Below are 19,873 nucleotides of genomic sequence, written 5' to 3'. Positions count from 1 at the left end.
TCATGAAATTAGCTGTCATTACAGATTCTTCAGCCTATTTAGAGGAGAAGACGCTGCAAAGAGAGAATCTATTTATTTTGGATATTCCTGTCAATATTGATGGGGAGGAGTATGTCGAAGGTGTCAATCTGACTGCTGAGGAATTTTATCAAAAAATGGCTCAGTCTGCAGAATTGCCTAAAACCAGTCAACCAAGTATTGCCAAATTGGATGAGATTCTTAGTTCTTTGAAAGACGAGGGTTATACCCATGTCTTGGGACTCTTTCTTTCGTCAGGAATTTCAGGCTTTTATCAGAACATCCAATACATGTTGGATGAGTATGATGGCTTGACCATTGCCTTTCCTGATACCCATATCACAAGCTCCCCTCTAGGATTTATGGTGGAGAGTGCCTTTGAATGGGCAGAACAAGGCGATGATTTTGCCCAGATTCAGGAAAAATTAGCTCTTCAAATTGCTGATAACTCAGCCTTTATCATAGTAGATGACCTCGATCACTTGGTTAAGGGAGGTCGTCTGTCAAATGGTGCGGCTGTTTTGGGGAATCTCCTCAGTATCAAGCCTATCCTTTACTTTAATGACCAAGGAGTGATTGAAGTTTACGAAAAAGTTCGTACAGAAAAGAAAGCAATCAAACGTTTGGTCGAAATCATTAAAGAGTTGACAAAAGATGGGGACTACCGTATAACTGTCATTCATGGCAATGCTCCCCAAAAGGCGGCAGATTTGCGCCAACTCTTGATTGAGGGTGGTGTGAATTCTGAGATTCCAATTGTTAGCTTTGGTAGTGTCATTGGGACCCACCTTGGAGAAGGCAGTATCGCCTTGAGCTATACGCCAGTTGTCTAGATTGTTCTGGGCAGCTAATGTCCTTTGTATCTTGAATAGGAGTAGAGATGAGTATTCGAGTAATTATTGCCGGTTTTAAGGGAAAGATGGGTCAAGCCGCTTGTCAGATGGTCTTGGCTGATCCAGACTTGGACTTGGTCGCAGTTTTGGATCCTTTTGAGTCTGAGTCAGAATGGCAGGGTATTCCTGTCTTCAATGATAAGGCTGCCTTGGCTGGTTTTGAAGCGGATGTTTGGGTAGATTTTACTACACCAGCCGTTGCCTACGAAAATACACGCTTTGCTCTTGAAAATGGCTTTGCTCCAGTAGTTGGAACAACAGGATTCACTAGTGAAGAAATTGCAGAACTAAAAGCATTTTCCCGTGAACAAGATTTGGGTGGCTTGATTGCCCCTAACTTTGCCTTGGGGGCTGTCTTGCTCATGCAATTTGCGGCGCAGGCTGCCAAATATTTCCCAAATGTGGAGATTATCGAGCTCCATCATGACAAGAAAAAAGATGCTCCGAGTGGAACAGCCATTAAAACGGCTGAGTTGATGGCGGAAGTTCGGGAATCAATCCAGCAAGGTGCGCCTGATGAGGAAGAATTGATTGCAGGTGCTCGCGGTGCTGACTTTGATGGCATGCGCATCCATTCGGTCCGTCTACCAGGCTTGGTAGCCCATCAGGAAGTCATCTTTGGCAATCAAGGAGAAGGATTGACCCTCCGTCATGACTCCTATGATCGCAGCTCCTTCATGACAGGGGTCAATTTAGGAATCAAAGAAGTTGTCAAGCGTCATGAGCTTGTCTATGGATTAGAACACTTATTATGAGATTAACACAAATGCCTTCTGAATTTCAGAAGGCTTTACCAGTATTAGAAAAAATTAAAGAAGCAGGCTTTGAGGCCTATTTTGTTGGAGGCTCTGTTCGAGATGCCCTCCTCAATCGTCCCATCCACGATGTGGATATTGCGACTTCTTCTTATCCTGAGGAGACCAAGCAGATTTTTCCGCGAACAGCCGATATCGGAATTGAGCACGGAACCGTTTTGGTTTTAGATGGGGATGAGGAGTATGAGGTAACCACCTTTCGGACAGAGGATGTCTATGTAGACTATCGCAGACCCAGTGCGGTTTCCTTTGTGCGTTCGCTAGAAGAAGACCTCAAACGCCGTGATTTCACAGTCAACGCCTTTGCCTTGGATGAGACAGGAGAAATCATTGATTTGTTCGATGGTCTCAAAGATTTGGAAAACAAAGTCTTGCGAGCGGTGGGTGTTGCTAGTGAGCGTTTCAACGAAGATGCTCTACGTATTATGCGTGGTTTCCGCTTTCAGGCCAGTCTAGGTTTTGAACTTGAGCCAGAAACATTTGAGGCGATGAAGACTTTGACGCCGCTCTTGGAGAAGATTTCTGTGGAGCGCACCTTCGTTGAGTTTGATAAGCTCTTGCTGGCACCTTTTTGGAGAGTTGGTCTGTCTTCCATGATTGAGAGTCGAGCTTATGATTATCTCCCTGATATGGCAGACAGTCGAGATAAACTTCAAAAATTGTTTGATTTAGAGGCGGATTTCACCTTTGCCTCTTCTGAACAAGCCTGGGCGGCCCTCTTGTGGACTTTGGAGATTAAAGATGCACAGCCATTTTTGAAGGCGTGGAAAACCTCACGCCAGTTTGCAAAGCAAGTACAGGATTTGCTGACCATATTGGCTCTGCGTGAAAAGGGAGAGCTGAGCAAGCGCGATTGTTACCGCTTTGACTTGGATTCCCTTCTACAAGCTGAAAGTCTTCGTCAGGCCCAAGGAAAAGAAGTCAATCCACAAGCCATCACAGAAACCTATCAGAGTTTGACCATTCATGATAAGAAAGAAATTCAGATTAACGGTGGCATTTTGATTAAGGAATATGGTTACCAGCCAGGACCAGACTTGGGAGAGATTTTAACAGAGATTGAGTTTGCCATTGTCGATGGAGAATTGGAAAATGACCGTCAAGCAATCCATGCTTATCTAAGGGAGAAAAAATGAGTGATTTTATCGTTGAAAAACTAAGCAAATCCGTCGGTGACAAGACCGTTTTTAAGGATATTTCCTTTATCATCCATGACCTAGACAGAATCGGTCTAATCGGTGTTAATGGAACGGGTAAGACCACCCTTTTGGACGTCCTTTCTGGAGTTTCAGGCTTTGATGGGGATGTCAGTCCCTTTTCGGCAAAGAATGACTATAAGATTGGTTACTTGACCCAGAATCCAGATTTTGATGATAACAAGACTGTCTTGGATACGGTTCTCTCCAGCGACCTCAAGGAAATCCAGTTGATTCGTGAGTATGAGTTAATCATGCTCCACTACAGTGAGGACAAGCAGGATCGTTTGGAACGGGTCATGGCAGAGATGGATTCTCTCCAAGCCTGGGAAATTGAAAGCCAGGTCAAGACGGTCCTCAGTAAGCTAGGTATTCAGGACTTGTCGACTCCAGTTGGTGAATTGTCAGGTGGTCTGAGAAGACGGGTTCAGTTGGCGCAAGTTCTCCTAGGAAACCACGACCTCTTGCTTCTGGACGAGCCGACCAACCACCTGGACATTGCGACCATTGAGTGGCTGACTCTTTTTTTGAAAAATTCCAAGAAGACAGTTCTCTTTATCACCCACGATCGTTATTTCCTAGATGCACTATCAACGCGGATTTTCGAGTTGGACCGAGCAGGCTTGACCGAGTATCAGGGAAATTATCAGGACTATGTTCGCCTCAAGGCTGAACAGGATGAGCGTGACGCTGCCCTTCTCCACAAAAAGGAACAACTTTATAAGCAAGAATTGGCCTGGATGCGCAGACAACCTCAGGCGCGTGCGACCAAGCAACAGGCTCGTATCAATCGTTTCCATGACCTGAAAAAAGAAGTTTCAGGCGGCGTTGCTGAGACAGACTTGACCATGAACTTTGAAACCAGCCGTATTGGTAAGAAGGTTATCGAGTTTAAAGATGTTTCCTTCGCCTATGAAAACAAGCCCATTTTGCAAGATTTTAATCTATTGGTGCAAGCCAAAGACCGTATCGGAATCGTTGGGGACAACGGTGTCGGGAAGTCAACTCTTCTCAACCTCATCGCAGGAAGTCTTGAGCCGACTAAAGGTCAAGTTATCATCGGTGAGACGGTTCGCATTGCCTATTTCTCTCAACAAATTGAAGGTTTGGATGAAAGCAAACGGGTTATCAATTACCTGCAGGAAGTAGCAGAAGAGGTTAAGACCAGTGGTGGTTCTACGACTTCCATTGCTGAGCTGCTGGAGCAGTTCCTCTTCCCACGTTCGACGCATGGAACCTTGATTGAGAAATTGTCTGGTGGCGAGAAAAAACGTCTTTATCTCCTCAAATTACTCTTGGAGAAACCAAATGTTCTTCTTTTGGACGAGCCGACAAATGACCTAGACATTGCAACTTTGACAGTTTTGGAGAATTTCTTGCAAGGATTTGCAGGCCCTGTCTTGACAGTTAGCCACGACCGTTATTTCTTGGATAAGGTAGCGACAAAGATTCTCGCTTTTGAAGATGGCAAGATTCGTCCTTTCTTTGGTCATTACACCGACTACCTTGATGAAAAAAACTTTGAAACAGAGATGGCCAATCAAGTGCAAAAGGCCGAAAAGGAGAAAGTGGTCAAAGTCCGTGAAGAAAAGAAGCGGATGACCTATCAAGAAAAGCAGGAGTGGGCAAGCATTGAAGGTGATATTGAAGCCTTGGAAAATCGTATCGCTGCTATTGAAGAGGAGATGCAGGCAAATGGCTCTGATTTTGGTAAACTTGCGACACTTCAGAAAGAGCTCGATGAAAAAAACGAAGAACTCCTTGAAAAATACGAACGCTATGAATACTTAAGTGAGTTTGATAATTAGAAGAATGAGAAAATCCTGTCGTACTGACAGGATTTTTCTATTCTTCTTTTTTGGTTTCTTGATGAAAGATATTTTGCCAAGTTTCGTGACGGCGCCATATACTGGTATGGACGATACCATCCATTTCATAGCAAATGAGTTTGGTTTTCTGACTGATGGAGGTCAGCCGGAAATCTTTGATAGCAGATGCTAGTTCTTTTTCAGCTTGATAGGCCTTTTTATCCATCTGCTCTCCATCTTGACGGATATAGATGAAATCTTCAGATAGGAGTTCTTCCAGTTGATTTCCCTGATCAATCAGCTGCTCGCGCATGAGTAGTTTTTTATAGACATTGTCCAAAATTTCGTCTTCAGGTATAGGAGCAGGTTCGATATGGACATCGGTATCAAAAACACCAAATCGTTCTTCTAGCATAGACTCAACCTGATCTGCAATTTCGTGACTTTCATAGACTGATAGGTCGGGATTCATCTCCAGCGTGATATCAAGGTAGATATTGCTACCGTAGGTGCGACCTCTTTGGGACTTAACCTTACTAATCTTTGGAATCTCCATGATGGCCTTTTGATAATCTTCCAGCAGACGGTCGTCAAAACCATCTGAAAGACTGAAGGAAGACTCGATAAAGATATCATAGGCTGTCTTTAAGATAAAGAAAGTGATGATAATGGCGACCAGTTTATCCACGATTGGATAATTGAAACTGCTGGCTAGGATGGCGATGGAAGTCCCCAGCGAAGTGACAGCATCGGAAAGATTGTCCTTGGCGGCAGCCTTGAGGGCCTTAGATTTGGATTTCTTACTGAGACGAGTATTATAGAGATAAACGGCGAACATGACTGCTGCAGATAAGACTCCTAGACTTGCACCTAGAGGGTCAATAACCGTCTGTTCCCGACTGAGAATTTTTTGAATGGTGTCCCGAAGAACATCAAAGCCAACGTAGAACATGATGATGGAAGTGATCAAACTAGCTAAATTTTCAATCTTCCAGTGTCCAAAGCGGTGGTCACGGTCTGCAGGCTGGCGAGCCATCCGAATGCCAATCAGAAGAGCAACATTTCCGATAATATCGGATACGTTGTTGAAACCATCCGCTACCAAACTGGATGAATGAAGTAGATGACCAGTTGCTAATTTTGCCGCAGACAAGAGTAAGTAGGTCGAGATACTGATAATGGCTCCACGTTCTGCCAATTTGAGATTTGACATGGATTGGTTCATCGGGCTTCCTTTCTAGTCATATAGTATTCTACCATTATACTGGTTTTCAAGGGAAAATTCAAATTTAGTCTTGTTTCATCGGATTTAAACCCTTGAAAACTTTTCAAATTTTGATATAATAGTACTACTCAAGGGAGTAGCTGGCAGAAACCTGTGATAGTGTCGTCATTCCGAATTGTATACTGAAAAGTATGTTTTCCGGCACTATCTTAAACAGCGAGACTTGTTATGATTAACAGGTCTCTTTTTGTTTGTCATAAAACTAAAAGAGAACTTGTTTTGCACACAATGTCAAGGAGGAGACACATGTCAAAAGAACAAAAACGCCAAGCGTTTTACACTCAAAGTCCTGAAGAGGTCTTGAAGTCAGTTGAAGCAACTGAGCAAGGTCTTTCGTCAAGCGAAGCGCAGAAACGTCTAGCTGAATATGGACGCAATGAACTGGAAGAGGGTGAGAAAAAATCACTCCTAGTCAAGTTTATCGAGCAATTTAAGGATTTGATGATTATCATCCTAGTTGCTGCGGCTATCTTGTCAGTCGTAACTTCTGGTGGGGAAGATATCGCAGATGCCATCATTATCCTAGCCGTGGTTATCATCAACGCTGCCTTCGGTGTTTACCAAGAAGGAAAAGCAGAAGAAGCCATCGAAGCCCTCAAGTCTATGTCTAGTCCAGCTGCTCGCGTTATTCGTGATGGGCATATGGCTGAGATTGATTCAAAAGAATTGGTACCAGGTGATATCGTTGCTCTTGAAGCAGGTGACGTGGTGCCAGCAGACCTACGATTGCTAGAAGCTAATTCTCTTAAAATCGAAGAAGCAGCTTTGACAGGTGAGTCTGTTCCAGTCGAAAAAGACTTGACTGTCGAGCTCTCTGCAGATGCTGGTATTGGTGACCGTGTCAATATGGCCTTCCAAAACTCAAATGTGACTTATGGTCGTGGTCTTGGCGTTGTTGTCAATACAGGTATGTACACGGAAGTGGGTCATATCGCTGGCATGCTCCAAGATGCGGATGAGACGGATACACCACTCAAACAAAACTTGAACAACCTTTCTAAGGTCTTGACCTATGCAATTTTGGTCATTGCCCTTGTTACTTTTGTAGTCGGAGTCTTCATTCAAGGTAAAAATCCACTTGGTGAGTTGATGACATCTGTTGCGCTTGCTGTTGCAGCCATCCCAGAAGGACTTCCTGCTATCGTGACCATCGTTCTTGCCCTTGGTACTCAAGTTTTGGCAAAACGAAACTCTATCGTTCGTAAGTTGCCAGCAGTTGAAACACTTGGTTCAACTGAGATCATCGCTTCTGATAAGACTGGTACGCTTACCATGAACAAGATGACCGTCGAAAAAGTCTTCTATGATGCAGTACTACATGATTCAGCTGATGACATTGAACTAGGTCTTGAAATGCCTCTTCTTCGTTCAGTTGTCTTGGCTAACGATACTAAGATTGATGCAGAAGGAAACCTGATCGGGGATCCAACGGAAACAGCCTTCATCCAGTATGCCTTGGACAAGGGTTACGATGTTAAAGGGTTCTTAGAGAAATATCCTCGTGTAGCTGAATTGCCGTTTGACTCAGATCGTAAACTCATGTCAACGGTTCATCCATTACCAGATGGTAAATTCCTCGTAGCAGTCAAGGGAGCCCCTGACCAACTCTTGAAACGTTGTGTTGCTCGGGATAAAGCTGGAGATGTCGCTCCGATTGATAATCAAGTCAATGACATAATTCACACAAACAACTCTGAAATGGCTCACCAAGCCTTGCGTGTCCTTGCGGGTGCTTATAAGATTATCGATAGTATTCCAGAAAACTTGACTTCTGAAGAGCTTGAAAACAACTTGATCTTTACTGGATTGATTGGAATGATTGACCCTGAACGTGCCGAAGCTGCAGAAGCTGTTCGTGTGGCTAAGGAAGCTGGAATCCGTCCAATCATGATTACGGGTGACCATCAAGATACTGCAGAAGCTATTGCCAAACGTTTGGGAATTATTGATGCAAATGATACAGAAGGCCACGTTTTAACTGGTGCTGAGCTCAACGAACTGTCAGATGAAGACTTTGAAAAAGTAGTTGGTCAATACTCTGTTTATGCCCGTGTGTCTCCAGAACACAAGGTTCGTATCGTCAAGGCTTGGCAAAAACAAGGTAAGGTTGTTGCTATGACAGGTGACGGTGTTAATGATGCGCCAGCTCTGAAAACAGCCGATATCGGTATCGGTATGGGAATCACTGGTACAGAGGTTTCTAAGGGAGCTTCTGACATGATTCTTGCAGATGATAACTTTGCGACTATTATCGTCGCAGTTGAAGAAGGACGTAAGGTCTTCTCAAACATTCAAAAGACTATTCAGTACTTACTTTCTGCCAATACGGCTGAAGTATTAACCATCTTCTTATCAACCTTGTTTGGTTGGGACGTCTTGCAGCCAGTTCATCTTTTGTGGATCAACTTGGTAACAGATACCTTCCCAGCTATTGCTCTTGGTGTTGAACCTGCTGAGCCTGGTGTCATGAATCATAAACCACGTGGACGAAAGGCAAGCTTCTTCTCAGGTGGTGTTTTGAGTTCTATCATCTATCAAGGTGTACTCCAAGCAGCTATTGTTATGAGTGTTTATGGACTTGCAATTGCTTACCCAGTTCATGTGGGTGACAATCATGCCATTCATGCGGATGCCCTCACCATGGCCTTTGCAACACTTGGTTTGATTCAGCTCTTCCATGCCTACAACGTCAAGTCTGTTTACCAATCTATCTTGACAGTCGGACCATTCAAGTCTAAGACTTTCAACTGGTCAATCTTGGTATCTTTCATCCTCTTGATGGCAACAATCGTCGTAGAACCACTTGAAGGTATCTTCCACGTAACCAAACTAGACTTATCGCAATGGGCTATTGTTCTAGCTGGAAGCTTCTCAATGATTCTTATCGTCGAAATCGTTAAGTTTGTTCAACGTAAACTTGGTCTTGATAAAAACGCGATTTAAAAAGAAAGTCATCTTCGGATGGCTTTTTTTGCATTTGAGGGAAAGGACTAGAAGTCGCCTCCTTTTGTGCTATAATAAAGTAAAGTAGCAAGGAGTGAAAGAGGATGGAAAAGAAAATTGTCCGAGATGTCTTATTTTTGTCGCAAGTTTCGAAACCTGCAAGTCAGGAAGACCTTTATCTGGCTAGAGATTTACAGGATACCCTGCTGGCTAATCGCGAGACCTGTGTTGGTCTGGCGGCTAATATGATTGGCGTGCAGAAGCGCGTGATTATCTTCAATCTTGGCTTGGTTCCCATGGTCATGTTTAACCCTGTTCTCCTTTCCTACAAAGGAACTTACGAGACAGAGGAAGGGTGTTTGTCCTTGACTGGGGTACGGCCAACGACTCGTTATGAAACGATTACGGTTTCCTATCGTGATAGTAAGTGGCAGGAACAGAACATTACGCTAACAGGTTTTCCAGCTCAGATATGCCAACATGAACTGGATCATTTGGAAGGACGGATTATTTAGGAGGAACTCAGATGAAACGCATACTCTTTGAACTTGTTTTTATCGCAACAACTTGGTATATCTTTTTGCCACCCTTCAATCTTACCAGTTGGGAATTCATCTTCTTCCTCTGTGGACATTTGGTGGTGATGGGAATTTTGTTTAGTTTCCGCAAGGATACCAATCTTCTCAAGACAGTTCACCTACGTCATGGAAAGGTTGCAAACGAACTCAATCTAGAAGGGCTTCATTTTAATAAATTAGGTGGAGGATTGTTGCTGGCTGCAGGCCTTATCTTTGCCCTTGCTGGTTTGGTAAGCCTAGTGACCTCTAGCTTTTTCCAAGCAAAAAACTATGCTAATGTGGTGTCTATCACAGAAAAAGATTTTAAAGATTTTCCCAAGAGTGATACCAGTAAGGTTCCAATCCTAGATCGGAGCACTGCAGAAAAGATTGGAGACCGTTATCTAGGCTCTCTGGCGGATAAGGTCTCCCAGTACGTGGCAGCAGATACTTATACCCAGCTGACGGTTGATGGCAAACCCTATCGGGTGACACCTTTGGAGTATGCTGACCCGATCAAATGGTTTAATAATCAGTCCAAGGGAATTGGCGAGTATATCAAGGTTGATATGGTGACAGGAAATGCGGAATTGGTGGATTTAAAAACGCCCATGAAGTATTCAGACTCTGAGTATTTTAACCGAGACGTCAAACGCCATCTTCGGATTAAGTACCCAACCAAGATTTTTAAAACGCCCTCCTTTGAGGTGGATGATGAAGGCAATCCCTTCTATGTAGCAACCGTTTATCAAAAGCAGTTTGGTCTAGGAGTCCCTCGTCCTTCGTCTGTTATTATCTTAGATGCTACCAATGGAGAAACCAAGGAATACAGCTTGGATGAGGTGCCAGAATGGGTGGACCGTATCTATCCAGCAGAGGAAACCATCCAGCAAATCAACTATAATGGCAAGTATAAAGACGGCTTCTGGAATGCCTTGATTTCTAAGAAAAATGTTACCCAAACGACAGAGGGCTATAACTATCTTTCTATCGGAAATGACATTTATCTTTACACGGGGGTGACTTCTGCAAATGCTGATGAAAGTAATCTAGGATTTATCCTTGAAAATATGCGTACTGGTGAAATCACCAAGTACAATCTAGCATCAGCAACCGAAGAATCAGCCCGTGCTTCCGCAGAAGGAGCAGTACAAGAGAAAGCCTACAAGGCTACCTTCCCTATCCTTGTTAATCTCAATGACAAACCGCTCTATATCATGGGCTTAAAGGACAATGCAGGCTTGGTCAAGGAGTATGCATTGGTCGATGCCGTGGAGTATCAAAATGTCATCGTAGCAACTACGGTAGATGAGCTCCTCGGAAAGTATGCCAATAAAAATGACCTCGACCTGGATAATGAAACGGTAGAAAGTATCAAGGGAGTAGTTTCAGACCTTAAATCAGCTGTTATCAAGGGGGATACCGTCTACTTCTTCAAAGTTGATGGCAAGATTCACAAGGTCAAGGCTTCCGTATCAGACGACCTTCCTTACCTTGAAAATGGCCAATCTTTCGAAGGTCAAGTTGGAAAAGACAATTACCTCAAAACATTTAAAGTGAAATAAACAAAGAAACCTCGGCTAATACCGAGGTTTTTAAGATGAAATTCTTGGTCGTGATTGAAAAATATGCTACACTAACAATATGAAAATTTCAATCCCAACAGCCAAAGAAATGAACACAGACCTTCCTTATATCGAAGCACTCCCCTTGAGGGAAGAAAGTCAGGCAGTCCTTGATTCGCTGGCACACTACTCAGCTAGTGAATTAGAAAGTTTTTATAAGGTATCTGCCGAAAAAGCAGAAGAAGAGTACGCTCATATTCAAACTCTAAAAGATCAAAGCGCTAAACATTATCCAGCCTTGAAACTTTTTGATGGTCTCATGTATCGCCACATTAAAAGAGATAAATTGACCGAGGCTGAACAAGCCTATCTTAAAGATCATGTTCTGATTACCTCGGCTTTATACGGTGTTGTCCCAGCCTTGTCGCCCATGGCTCCTCACCGTTTGGACTTCTTGATGAAGTTAAAAGTAGCTGGAAAAACCTTAAAGAGTCATTGGAAGTCAGCCTATGATGAGGCACTACAGGATGAGGACTTGATTTTTTCTCTCTTGTCATCAGAGTTTGAAACCGTATTTTCTAAGGAAATCAGAGAAAAGATGGTGACCTTCAAATTTATGGAGGACAAGGCAGGCCAGTTGAAAATCCACTCAACCATTTCAAAGAAAGCGCGTGGTGCCTTTTTGACCGCCTTGATAGAAGGGCAAGTCCAAACAGTTGAGCAAGCTCGTAAGCTCCGCTTTGCAGGCTTTGACTACCGACCTGATTTATCAAGTGACTTAGAACTCGTCTTTGTGAAACAAGTATAAAACCAGCTCATGTGAGCTGGTTTTTGTTTAATTAGTTGATGGCTGCAAGAAGGTCGTCAGCTTGTTTGGCAAGTGATGAAGCAGTTGCTTCTTCTAACACCAATTTACCGTCTGCCCAAGCAGAGTCATTGACACGAGCGGCAGTAAAATCGCCAACGACTTGTGTACGGATAAATGGCAAGAGGTCTTTGTAGATAGCGAAGAGTTGATCGTGACCACCATTAGCAACTGATGATACGGTTACAATCTTATCTTGAAGAGCTGATGGCCCTGAAGGATCTGATAGGTCAAGGGCACGGCTCAGCCAGTCAAGCAAGTTCTTCACTGTTCCAGGGATAGAGAAGTTGTAGACTGGAGAGAAAATCCAGATGGCATCTGTAGCAAGGACAGCTTCACGAGCAGCAGCTACAGCTGGATGAGTTGGAACTTCAAGATCTTGGCTGAAGAGGGGAATAGCTGAGTAATCAAGATAGCTAACTTCCGCTTTTCCAGCAAGTGCTTTTTCAGCTTCGAGGGCCATTTGGTGGTTGAAAGAACCTTGGCGTAGTGATCCGACGATAAATAGTACTTTTTTAGACATGATGTGTCTCCTTTAGTTAAAATTTAAAGAGCAAACTCTTTTGTTACTATCTATGTTACAACAAATAATACTAATTAGCAATAATTTTGCTCACAAATCTTTAAATTTTTTTAAAATCAGAATCAAATCCTCCTTTTCCCCATCTTCCAAGATACTAAAAGCATCTACAATAGAGTTAATATGATCAGGAAGAACCTCTTCAATTTTTTTGCATCCAGCTGGTGTTAATTTCAGGAAAAAAGAACGACGGTCTTTGGGGTCACAAGTTCTAGAAATCCACCCATCTCGAACCATATTTCGAATAACAACAGTCATATTTCCAGAAGTGGCCAACATTTTTTCAATCAAATCCTGAATACGCAGTTCTCCCTTGCTATAGAGAGTTTCCAGAACGGAAAATTGAGTAGGGGTTAGTCCGTGTTCTTTGGCAGCCTTGGTTTCATAAGGTTTAAAACTTCGCATCGCTTTATTGAGAACGATAGCCGTTTTCAAGTCTAATTGATTTTGGGAAATTTTTTCTTTCAAATATTTTTTCATAAGGGTATTCTATCAATAAATAAATAGAAATTCAAGAGACATAGATTTTATAGGGAAAGATTCTTAGAATGTTCCTGTCTTCACTTGTAATAAAGGAGGAGAGATGGTAAAATAGACGAGTGAAACTAAGACAGAAAAAAGCAAAAAACAAGCTACTTATACAGTACGGAATTGGCATTGCTCTAGTATTGCTAGTCATGACTAGCTCCTTTCTTTACCTCGTATCGCTCAGCATGAAACCCTATCAAGATGCTAGAGTTGAGGGAGAAAAACTGGCCAAGCAGTATGCAGAATTGGAAAAGGCAGATCAGGTTGATTTTTTTAATGGTTCGGAAGCTTATTACAGCGTTCTGGGGCATAATAAAAAACAAGAGGCCATTGCCGTGCTAATTGAAAAGAATGACCACAAGATTTATGTTTATCAGCTTGATAAGGGGATTTCTCAAGACAAGGCAGCGACGATTTCGAGGGAAAAAGGAGCTAGCGACATTGACAAGATCACCTTTGGTCGTTATCAGGACAAGCCAATTTGGGAAGTTAAGTCAGGAAACCAGTACTATCTAGTCGATTTTGAAACAGGAGCAGTGATCCAATAAGGAGGGCATATGAAACTATCCAAACGTGTACTAGAAATGGAAGAAAGTGTCACTCTAGCCAGTGATGCAAGAGCCAAAGCGTTAAAAGCTCAAGGAAAGGATGTTCTTTTCTTAACCTTGGGACAGCCTGATTTTCATACTCCTGAAAACATTCAGGATGCAGCGGTGGAAGCCATTCGTGATGGACGAGCTTCCTTTTATACAGTTGCTTCAGGGCTGCCCGAGTTAAAAGCGGCGGTTAATACCTATTTTGAACGCTACTATGGGTATTCCGTAGCGGCCAATGAGGTTACTTTTGCCACAGGCGCTAAATTCTCTCTCTACACTTTCTTTATGGCCGTGGTCAATCCAGGTGACGAGGTTATTATCCCTACACCTTACTGGGTCAGTTATGGAGACCAAGTCAAGATGGCAGAAGGTGTGCCGGTCTTTGTCCAAGCCAAGGAAGACAATCACTTTAAAGTAACAGTTGAGCAGCTAGAAGCAGCTCGAACAGATAAGACCAAGGTCTTGGTTCTCAATTCGCCATCGAATCCTACGGGCATGATTTATACTCGTGAGGAATTGCTGGCTATCGGAAATTGGGCTGTTGAGCATGATGTCCTTATCCTAGCAGATGATATTTACGGTCGTTTGGTTTATAACGGGAACGAATTTGTTCCAATCTCTAGTCTGTCAGAAGCAATTCGTAAGCAAACCATCGTGATTAACGGTGTATCTAAGGCTTATGCCATGACTGGTTGGCGGGTAGGTTATGCTGTGGGAAATCCTGAGATTATCGCTGCTATGAGCAAATTGACAGGACAAACAACCTCCAACCTGACTGCCGTATCGCAATATGCTACCATTGAAGCCTTAACGGGACCACAAGATTCTGTCGAAATCATGCGCCAGGCTTTTGAGGAACGTTTGAACACTATTTATCCTCTCTTGTGCCAAGTACCAGGATTTGAAGTTGTCAAGCCCCAAGGAGCCTTCTATCTCTTCCCAAATGTCAAAAAAGCGATGGGGATGAAGGGTTATACCGATGTGACAGAGTTTACAACGGCTATTCTCGAAGAAGTCGGCCTTGCCTTGATTACAGGAGCTGGATTTGGAGCACCAGAAAATGTTCGTCTCAGCTATGCCACAGACTTGGATACTTTGAAAGAAGCTATTCGTCGCTTGCATCAATTTATGGAGGAAGTGTAATGATAGATCATTTCACCCTTAAGGTAAAGAATTTAGAAGTTTCTAAAGCTTTCTATCAAGCCACTTTAACTGCTTTAAATTATCACCTTCAATTTGATACGGGGCAGGTCGTTAGTTTCACAGAACCACGAAATGTGGATCCAGGTGGTGATTTTTGGCTAAGTGTTGGTCAACAAGAGCCGATGCATTTTGCCTTTAGTGCTCAAACTTGTCAAGAAGTAGATACTTTCTATCAAGCGGCTTTGGCTGCTGGAGGAAAGGATAATGGTGCACCTGGCGAACGTAAAAATTACCATGTGGGATACTATGCGGCCTTTGTGATAGACCCAGATGGAAATAACATAGAGGCAGTGTGCCATAAAGAAGAATAGAAAAGGAAAAACAATGACAAAACGTGTAACAATTATTGATGTAAAAGACTATGTTGGTCAAGAAGTGACCATCGGAGCCTGGGTTGCCAACAAATCAGGAAAAGGAAAAATTGCCTTCTTGCAATTGCGTGATGGAACAGCCTTCTTCCAAGGTGTAGCCTTTAAACCAAACTTTGTAGAAAAATTTGGTGAAGAAGTGGGACTTGAGAAGTTTGATGTCATCAAACGCTTGAGCCAAGAAACGTCTGTTTATGTGACAGGGGTTGTCAAAGAAGATGAGCGTTCTAAGTTTGGCTATGAGCTTGATATCACAGACATCGAAGTCATCGGTGAATCACAAGATTACCCAATCACTCCAAAAGAACACGGAACAGACTTCTTAATGGACAACCGTCACTTGTGGTTGCGTTCTCGTAAGCAAGTAGCAGTCATGCAAATCCGTAACGCTATCATCTATGCAACCTATGAGTTCTTCGACAAGAACGGCTTCATGAAGTTTGATAGCCCAATTCTTTCAGGAAACGCAGCAGAGGATTCAACAGAACTCTTTGAAACTGACTACTTCGGGACTCCAGCCTACTTGAGCCAATCAGGTCAGCTTTACCTAGAAGCAGGTGCGATGGCTCTTGGCCGCGTCTTTGACTTTGGTCCAGTATTCCGTGCTGAAAAATCAAAAACGCGCCGTCACTTGACTGAGTTCTGGATGATGGATGCGGAGTACTCCTACTTGACGCACGATGAGTCACTTGACTTGCAAGAAGCCTATGTTAAAGCTTTGCTCCAAGGTGTTCTTGACCGTGCTCCTCAAGCCTTGGAAACTTTGGAACGTGATACAGAGCTTTTGAAACGCTACATTGCAGAACCCTTCAAACGTATCACTTACGATCAAGCCATTGACCTCTTGCAAGAGCATGAAAATGATGCTGATGCAGACTACGAGCATTTGGAACATGGAGATGACTTTGGTTCACCACACGAAACTTGGATTTCAAACCACTTTGGTGTGCCAACATTTGTCATGAACTACCCAGCAGCCATCAAAGCCTTCTATATGAAACCCGTTCCTGGAAATCCTGAGCGCGTGCTTTGTGCAGACTTGCTTGCTCCAGAAGGTTATGGAGAAATCATCGGTGGTTCTATGCGTGAGGAAGACTACGATGCCCTTGTAGCTAAGATGGAAGAACTTGGAATGGATCGTACAGAATACGAATTCTATCTTGACCTTCGTAAATACGGTACTGTTCCACACGGTGGATTTGGTATCGGTATTGAGCGTATGGTAACCTTCGCAGCAGGAACTAAACACATCCGTGAAGCGATTCCATTCCCACGTATGTTGCACCGTATTAAACCGTAAAATAAATCAAAACGCCCCAGGGGCGTTTTTTCAAAGTAGAAGAAAGAAGAGGTGAGGGACATGTAAAGTTAGGATTAACAAGTGACAAGCACAATGATACAAATACACTTGTTAAAGGAGAAAATATGTTTAAACGAAATTACCGGAAGAATATCGGTCTCATGGCTGGAGTGGAATTTTTTGCCTTTCTGGGCATTACCAGCTTTTGGATTTTATTTCTAAGTCAAAATGGGATGTCACTTTGGCAGATTGGCTTATTGGAAAGTATTTTTCATGCTACTAGTGTCATTTGTGAAATTCCTTCTGGAATGTTAGCTGACCGCTATTCATATAAAACCAATCTGTATTCAAGCCGAATAGCTGGAATTGCGTCGTCTATTCTCATGTTAGTAGGGCAAGGTAATTTTTGGATTTATGCACTCGCTATGGTGGTGAGTGCCTTGTCTTATAATTTTGATTCGGGGACGAGTGCAGCCATGGTTTATGATTCGGCTGTGGAGGCTGAATTAAAAGAGTGCTATTTGTCTATCTCAAGTTTTATGTCAGGAGTAGCAGAAGGAACTCGGTCTTTGGGGACTGTTTTAGCGGGATTTTTTGTCCATGGTCAATTGCACTTGACCTACTATATCATGATTGTTACTTCGATAATCGTTCTTTTCCTAACTTGGATGCTAAAAGAGCCTAGTGTTAAAGCACAAAAATCTGAGCGTCTGACAATGAAAAAAATAATCTGGACTGTCAAAGAGGAGTTGCGGAGAAACCCCAGTCTTTTTAGTTGGATGATTCTTTCCCAAATCATCGGGACACTGATGTGCATGTTTTATTTTTACTATCAAAATCAACTGCCTGACTTAGAAGGGTGGCAGATTTCGATAGTCATGCTGATGGGCAGTGTTTTGAATATCTGGGCAGTTTATCTAGCAAGTAAGATTGGAAAGAGGTATTCAGCCTTAAAGCTCTTTCCAATTCTTGTGCTCTTGACAGGAGTGACTTACTTGCTTTCCTACTTTGGCACATCTCTGATTTATATTTTGATTTATTTGATTAGTAACGCCTTATATGCTCTCTTTCAACCGATTTTTGACAACGATTTACAAAAGCGACTCCCGAGTGAGGTACGGGCAACCATGCTAAGTGTCTACTCCATGATGTTCAGCCTGAGTATGATTGTTATTTTTCCTCTAACGGGGTGGTTGATTGACTATCTAGGATTTGTAGTAGCCTTCCTTTACTTGGGCTTCTTTTTAGTATTAGCAGGCTTTTTGTTAATATTCATTTTGAAAGAGATGGTCAGAGATTTGGAACTGAAAGATCATGTTATTTCTAAATAATAGAGATAGTTTTTTCATTTTTCTCTTGCCATCTACTAGCTTTTCTAGTATAATAGTTTATTGTGAGCAAACCTCACTTACCCCTTGCAATGACTAGGGGTCATTAGACCAAAAGGAGGAACATATCAATGGCTAAATACGAAATTCTTTATATCATTCGTCCAAACATTGAAGAAGAAGCGAAAAACGCTTTGGTAGCACGTTTTGACTCTATCTTGACTGACAACGGTGCAACTGTTGTTGAATCAAAATCATGGGAAAAACGTCGTCTTGCATACGAAATCCAAGATTTCCGTGAAGGACTTTACCACATCGTTAACGTTGAAGCAAACGACGACGCAGCTCTTAAAGAGTTTGACCGTCTTTCAAAAATCAACGCTGACATTCTTCGTCACATGATCGTCAAACTTGACGCGTAAGAAGGTAAATTATGATTAACAATGTTGTACTTGTAGGGCGTATGACACGTGATGCTGAGTTGCGTTATACCCCATCAAATGTAGCAGTTGCGACTTTTACTCTTGCAGTAAACCGTACATTCAAGAGTCAAAATGGCGAACGTGAGGCTGATTTCATCAATGTCGTTATGTGGCGCCAACAGGCTGAAAATCTTGCTAACTGGGCTAAAAAAGGCTCTCTTATCGGGATCACTGGTCGTATCCAGACTCGTAGTTACGATAACCAGCAAGGACAACGTGTCTACGTAACAGAAGTCGTGGCTGACAATTTCCAAATGTTGGAAAGCCGTAGCGTGCGTGAAGGACATACAGGTGGAGCTTATTCTGCACCAACTGCTAGTTATACAGCACCTACACAATCAGTACCTGACTTTTCACGTGATGAAAATCCATTTGGAGCAACCAATCCGTTGGATATTTCAGATGATGATTTACCATTCTAATGGACAATTAAAACTATAAAGGAGAAAAAACATGGCTCAACAACGTCGTGGCGGATTCAAACGCCGTAAAAAAGTTGATTACATCGCAGCAAACAAAATTGAATATGTTGATTACAAAGATACTGAGCTTCTTAGCCGTTTCGTTTCAGAACGTGGGAAAATTCTTCCACGTCGTGTAACTGGAACTTCAGCTAAAAACCAACGTAAAGTAACAACAGCTATCAAACGTGCTCGCGTAATGGCTTTGATGCCTTTCGTAAACGAAGATTAAAAAAGAGGTCCGGGTGGACCTCTTTTTCAGACCCGAGCGGGTCTTTTTTTCACGAGCTTTGAAATGAGGGAGCGAGTTGGGGCCGGGTGGACCTCTTTTGCAGACCCGAGTGGGTCTTTTTTTCACAAGTATGGAAGTGTGAAAGCGAGTTGAGGTCCGAGGGACCTCTTTTTCAGATTTTTATGGGTATCTGTTAGAGACAGTTACTTTTGGATCTAGTAGGATTTTAATTTTAGCCAGCTAGTTCTTTTTCTTTTTCTCTTCATTCTCGTGCTATAATGATAGGAGAAAGCTTTAAAGGAGCAGCTTATGAAGACAATATGTTCAATTAGAAAAATGCAAGAATCTGACATTAAAGATCTATCCCAAGGTTTTATCAATCAAGGTTGGCCGGGTAGAGGAGAAATTTTGGCTAGATATTTTCTTGAACAAGAATGTGGGGAGAGAGAAGTCTTAGTTGCGGAGGTTGAGGGTGCTTTAGCGGGATATATCACAATTTTACCAATTGCCAAGCAAGGACCGTTTGCAGAAATCTATCCAGAACTTTCAGATTTCAATGTCTTTGAGCCTTTTCAAAATCAAGGTATTGGAAATCTCTTGCTGGAAGAAGCGGAAAAAAGAGTTAAGCTCATATCGGATAAGGTGACGCTTGGTGTTGGGCTCCATTCAGGTTATGGACCTGCTCAGAGATTGTACATCAAACGAGGCTATATTCCAGATGGTACGGGAGTTTGGTATCGAAACCAACCGTTGGAAATGAATGCCACTATTCAAAATAATGATGATTTAGTTTTGTATTTATCCAAAGAATTTGAATAAGAGGTAGCAAACTTTTTGAAGATATGGGATT

20 protein-coding genes are annotated in these 19,873 nt (G+C 42.6%); 17 read left to right on the top strand and 3 right to left on the bottom strand.

Annotated features, from left to right (window positions below):
* The first annotated feature begins 2 nt into the window (after nt 1–2).
* From K1I53_RS03205 to K1I53_RS03190, 4 genes are read left to right on the top strand one after another with little or no spacing between them, the layout of a single operon-like run.
* A complete protein-coding gene (locus K1I53_RS03205; RefSeq protein ID WP_223328269.1) occupies nt 3–851 on the top strand; it encodes a DegV family protein in 849 nt (282 codons plus the stop codon).
* 47 nt (nt 852–898) lie between these two features.
* Nucleotides 899–1,666 (top strand): 4-hydroxy-tetrahydrodipicolinate reductase, encoded by a 768-nt coding sequence (gene dapB, locus K1I53_RS03200; RefSeq protein WP_223328268.1) that lies wholly within the window; start codon nt 899–901, stop codon nt 1,664–1,666.
* Nucleotides 1,663–2,862, top strand: a complete 1,200-nt coding sequence (locus K1I53_RS03195) for a CCA tRNA nucleotidyltransferase (protein WP_223328266.1) — start codon at nt 1,663–1,665, stop codon at nt 2,860–2,862. Before dapB ends, K1I53_RS03195 begins: the two co-directional genes overlap by 4 nt.
* Nucleotides 2,859–4,730 (top strand): ABC-F family ATP-binding cassette domain-containing protein, encoded by a 1,872-nt coding sequence (locus K1I53_RS03190; RefSeq protein ID WP_223328264.1) that lies wholly within the window; start codon nt 2,859–2,861, stop codon nt 4,728–4,730. The genes K1I53_RS03195 and K1I53_RS03190 overlap by 4 nt, the downstream gene beginning before the upstream one ends.
* Before the next feature lie 37 nt (nt 4,731–4,767).
* Here the strand turns inward: K1I53_RS03190 and K1I53_RS03185 are convergent, their stop codons facing one another.
* Entirely contained in the window at nt 4,768–5,955 is a 1,188-nt protein-coding gene (locus tag K1I53_RS03185) for a cation diffusion facilitator family transporter (protein WP_223328262.1), read from the bottom strand.
* Between the two features lie 306 nt (nt 5,956–6,261).
* On the opposite strand from K1I53_RS03185, the gene K1I53_RS03180 reads away from it, so the two are divergent.
* The 4 genes from K1I53_RS03180 (at nt 6,262) to yaaA (ending at nt 11,888) form a co-directional block, all read left to right on the top strand.
* On the top strand, nt 6,262–8,958 hold the full coding sequence (locus K1I53_RS03180) for a cation-translocating P-type ATPase (protein ID WP_223328260.1): 2,697 nt from the start codon (nt 6,262–6,264) through the stop codon (nt 8,956–8,958).
* A gap of 104 nt (nt 8,959–9,062) precedes the next feature.
* Nucleotides 9,063–9,473 carry a peptide deformylase gene (locus K1I53_RS03175; RefSeq protein WP_125449495.1) on the top strand — a complete coding sequence of 137 codons (411 nt, stop codon included), beginning with the start codon at nt 9,063–9,065 and terminating at the stop codon, nt 9,471–9,473.
* Nucleotides 9,474–9,484: 11 nt separating this feature from the next.
* Nucleotides 9,485–11,080, top strand: a complete 1,596-nt coding sequence (locus K1I53_RS03170) for a hypothetical protein (protein ID WP_223328259.1) — start codon at nt 9,485–9,487, stop codon at nt 11,078–11,080.
* Nucleotides 11,081–11,159: 79 nt separating this feature from the next.
* A complete protein-coding gene (gene yaaA / locus K1I53_RS03165; protein WP_223328258.1) occupies nt 11,160–11,888 on the top strand; it encodes a peroxide stress protein YaaA in 729 nt (242 codons plus the stop codon).
* 31 nt (nt 11,889–11,919) lie between these two features.
* On the opposite strand, the gene K1I53_RS03160 is transcribed toward yaaA, so the two are convergent.
* Both K1I53_RS03160 and K1I53_RS03155 read right to left on the bottom strand, forming a co-directional pair.
* Nucleotides 11,920–12,468, bottom strand: coding sequence for an NADPH-dependent FMN reductase (locus tag K1I53_RS03160; protein WP_223328256.1), 549 nt, complete (start codon nt 12,466–12,468; stop codon nt 11,920–11,922).
* Between the two features lie 90 nt (nt 12,469–12,558).
* Nucleotides 12,559–13,005: a MarR family winged helix-turn-helix transcriptional regulator gene (locus K1I53_RS03155; protein WP_223328255.1), complete on the bottom strand. Its 447-nt coding sequence runs from the start codon at nt 13,003–13,005 to the stop codon at nt 12,559–12,561.
* A gap of 119 nt (nt 13,006–13,124) precedes the next feature.
* On the opposite strand from K1I53_RS03155, the gene K1I53_RS03150 reads away from it, so the two are divergent.
* From K1I53_RS03150 to K1I53_RS03110, 9 genes are all read left to right on the top strand, one after another.
* Nucleotides 13,125–13,601 (top strand): cell wall elongation regulator TseB-like domain-containing protein, encoded by a 477-nt coding sequence (locus tag K1I53_RS03150; RefSeq protein WP_223328253.1) that lies wholly within the window; start codon nt 13,125–13,127, stop codon nt 13,599–13,601.
* Between the two features lie 9 nt (nt 13,602–13,610).
* The gene (locus K1I53_RS03145) at nt 13,611–14,792 is read left to right on the top strand and encodes a pyridoxal phosphate-dependent aminotransferase (RefSeq protein ID WP_223328251.1); all 1,182 of its coding nucleotides are present in this window, start codon (nt 13,611–13,613) and stop codon (nt 14,790–14,792) included.
* Nucleotides 14,792–15,163 carry a VOC family protein gene (locus K1I53_RS03140; RefSeq protein WP_223328249.1) on the top strand — a complete coding sequence of 124 codons (372 nt, stop codon included), beginning with the start codon at nt 14,792–14,794 and terminating at the stop codon, nt 15,161–15,163. The genes K1I53_RS03145 and K1I53_RS03140 overlap by 1 nt, the downstream gene beginning before the upstream one ends.
* Nucleotides 15,164–15,176: 13 nt before the next feature.
* Nucleotides 15,177–16,520: an asparagine--tRNA ligase gene (gene asnS / locus K1I53_RS03135; protein ID WP_223328248.1), complete on the top strand. Its 1,344-nt coding sequence runs from the start codon at nt 15,177–15,179 to the stop codon at nt 16,518–16,520.
* Between the two features lie 125 nt (nt 16,521–16,645).
* Nucleotides 16,646–17,851, top strand: coding sequence for an MFS transporter (locus tag K1I53_RS03130; RefSeq protein ID WP_223328246.1), 1,206 nt, complete (start codon nt 16,646–16,648; stop codon nt 17,849–17,851).
* A gap of 128 nt (nt 17,852–17,979) precedes the next feature.
* Complete coding sequence (gene rpsF, locus K1I53_RS03125; protein WP_001151782.1) at nt 17,980–18,270, top strand: 30S ribosomal protein S6; 291 nt, start codon at nt 17,980–17,982, stop codon at nt 18,268–18,270.
* A gap of 11 nt (nt 18,271–18,281) precedes the next feature.
* Complete coding sequence (ssbA, locus tag K1I53_RS03120) at nt 18,282–18,752, top strand: single-stranded DNA-binding protein SsbA (RefSeq protein ID WP_000609594.1); 471 nt, start codon at nt 18,282–18,284, stop codon at nt 18,750–18,752.
* A gap of 31 nt (nt 18,753–18,783) precedes the next feature.
* Nucleotides 18,784–19,023 (top strand): 30S ribosomal protein S18, encoded by a 240-nt coding sequence (gene rpsR / locus K1I53_RS03115; RefSeq protein WP_000068664.1) that lies wholly within the window; start codon nt 18,784–18,786, stop codon nt 19,021–19,023.
* Between the two features lie 309 nt (nt 19,024–19,332).
* Nucleotides 19,333–19,842, top strand: coding sequence for a GNAT family N-acetyltransferase (locus K1I53_RS03110; RefSeq protein WP_223328244.1), 510 nt, complete (start codon nt 19,333–19,335; stop codon nt 19,840–19,842).
* The last annotated feature ends 31 nt before the right edge of the window (nt 19,843–19,873 follow it).

Source organism: Streptococcus oralis (assembly GCF_019929365.1).
GTDB classification, from domain to species: Bacteria; Bacillota; Bacilli; order Lactobacillales; family Streptococcaceae; genus Streptococcus; species Streptococcus oralis_BT.
Note: the sequence above shows the minus strand (reverse complement) of the source record. Positions and strands in the feature narration are given on the sequence as shown.

What these genes read in the sequence shown, in the direction of transcription:
- rpsR (WP_000068664.1), top strand. Translation starts at nt 18,784, where the DNA reads ATGGCTCAACAACGTCGTGGCGGATTCAAACGCCGTAAAAAAGTTGAT.
- K1I53_RS03175 (WP_125449495.1), top strand. Translation starts at nt 9,063, where the DNA reads ATGGAAAAGAAAATTGTCCGAGATGTCTTATTTTTGTCGCAAGTTTCG.
- asnS (WP_223328248.1), top strand. Translation starts at nt 15,177, where the DNA reads ATGACAAAACGTGTAACAATTATTGATGTAAAAGACTATGTTGGTCAA.
- K1I53_RS03160 (WP_223328256.1), bottom strand. Translation starts at nt 12,468, where the DNA reads ATGTCTAAAAAAGTACTATTTATCGTCGGATCACTACGCCAAGGTTCT.
- K1I53_RS03130 (WP_223328246.1), top strand. Translation starts at nt 16,646, where the DNA reads ATGTTTAAACGAAATTACCGGAAGAATATCGGTCTCATGGCTGGAGTG.
- K1I53_RS03145 (WP_223328251.1), top strand. Translation starts at nt 13,611, where the DNA reads ATGAAACTATCCAAACGTGTACTAGAAATGGAAGAAAGTGTCACTCTA.
- K1I53_RS03180 (WP_223328260.1), top strand. Translation starts at nt 6,262, where the DNA reads ATGTCAAAAGAACAAAAACGCCAAGCGTTTTACACTCAAAGTCCTGAA.
- rpsF (WP_001151782.1), top strand. Translation starts at nt 17,980, where the DNA reads ATGGCTAAATACGAAATTCTTTATATCATTCGTCCAAACATTGAAGAA.
- yaaA (WP_223328258.1), top strand. Translation starts at nt 11,160, where the DNA reads ATGAAAATTTCAATCCCAACAGCCAAAGAAATGAACACAGACCTTCCT.
- K1I53_RS03195 (WP_223328266.1), top strand. Translation starts at nt 1,663, where the DNA reads ATGAGATTAACACAAATGCCTTCTGAATTTCAGAAGGCTTTACCAGTA.
- K1I53_RS03110 (WP_223328244.1), top strand. Translation starts at nt 19,333, where the DNA reads ATGAAGACAATATGTTCAATTAGAAAAATGCAAGAATCTGACATTAAA.
- K1I53_RS03170 (WP_223328259.1), top strand. Translation starts at nt 9,485, where the DNA reads ATGAAACGCATACTCTTTGAACTTGTTTTTATCGCAACAACTTGGTAT.
- K1I53_RS03185 (WP_223328262.1), bottom strand. Translation starts at nt 5,955, where the DNA reads ATGAACCAATCCATGTCAAATCTCAAATTGGCAGAACGTGGAGCCATT.
- K1I53_RS03190 (WP_223328264.1), top strand. Translation starts at nt 2,859, where the DNA reads ATGAGTGATTTTATCGTTGAAAAACTAAGCAAATCCGTCGGTGACAAG.
- K1I53_RS03155 (WP_223328255.1), bottom strand. Translation starts at nt 13,005, where the DNA reads ATGAAAAAATATTTGAAAGAAAAAATTTCCCAAAATCAATTAGACTTG.
- dapB (WP_223328268.1), top strand. Translation starts at nt 899, where the DNA reads ATGAGTATTCGAGTAATTATTGCCGGTTTTAAGGGAAAGATGGGTCAA.
- K1I53_RS03140 (WP_223328249.1), top strand. Translation starts at nt 14,792, where the DNA reads ATGATAGATCATTTCACCCTTAAGGTAAAGAATTTAGAAGTTTCTAAA.
- ssbA (WP_000609594.1), top strand. Translation starts at nt 18,282, where the DNA reads ATGATTAACAATGTTGTACTTGTAGGGCGTATGACACGTGATGCTGAG.
- K1I53_RS03205 (WP_223328269.1), top strand. Translation starts at nt 3, where the DNA reads ATGAAATTAGCTGTCATTACAGATTCTTCAGCCTATTTAGAGGAGAAG.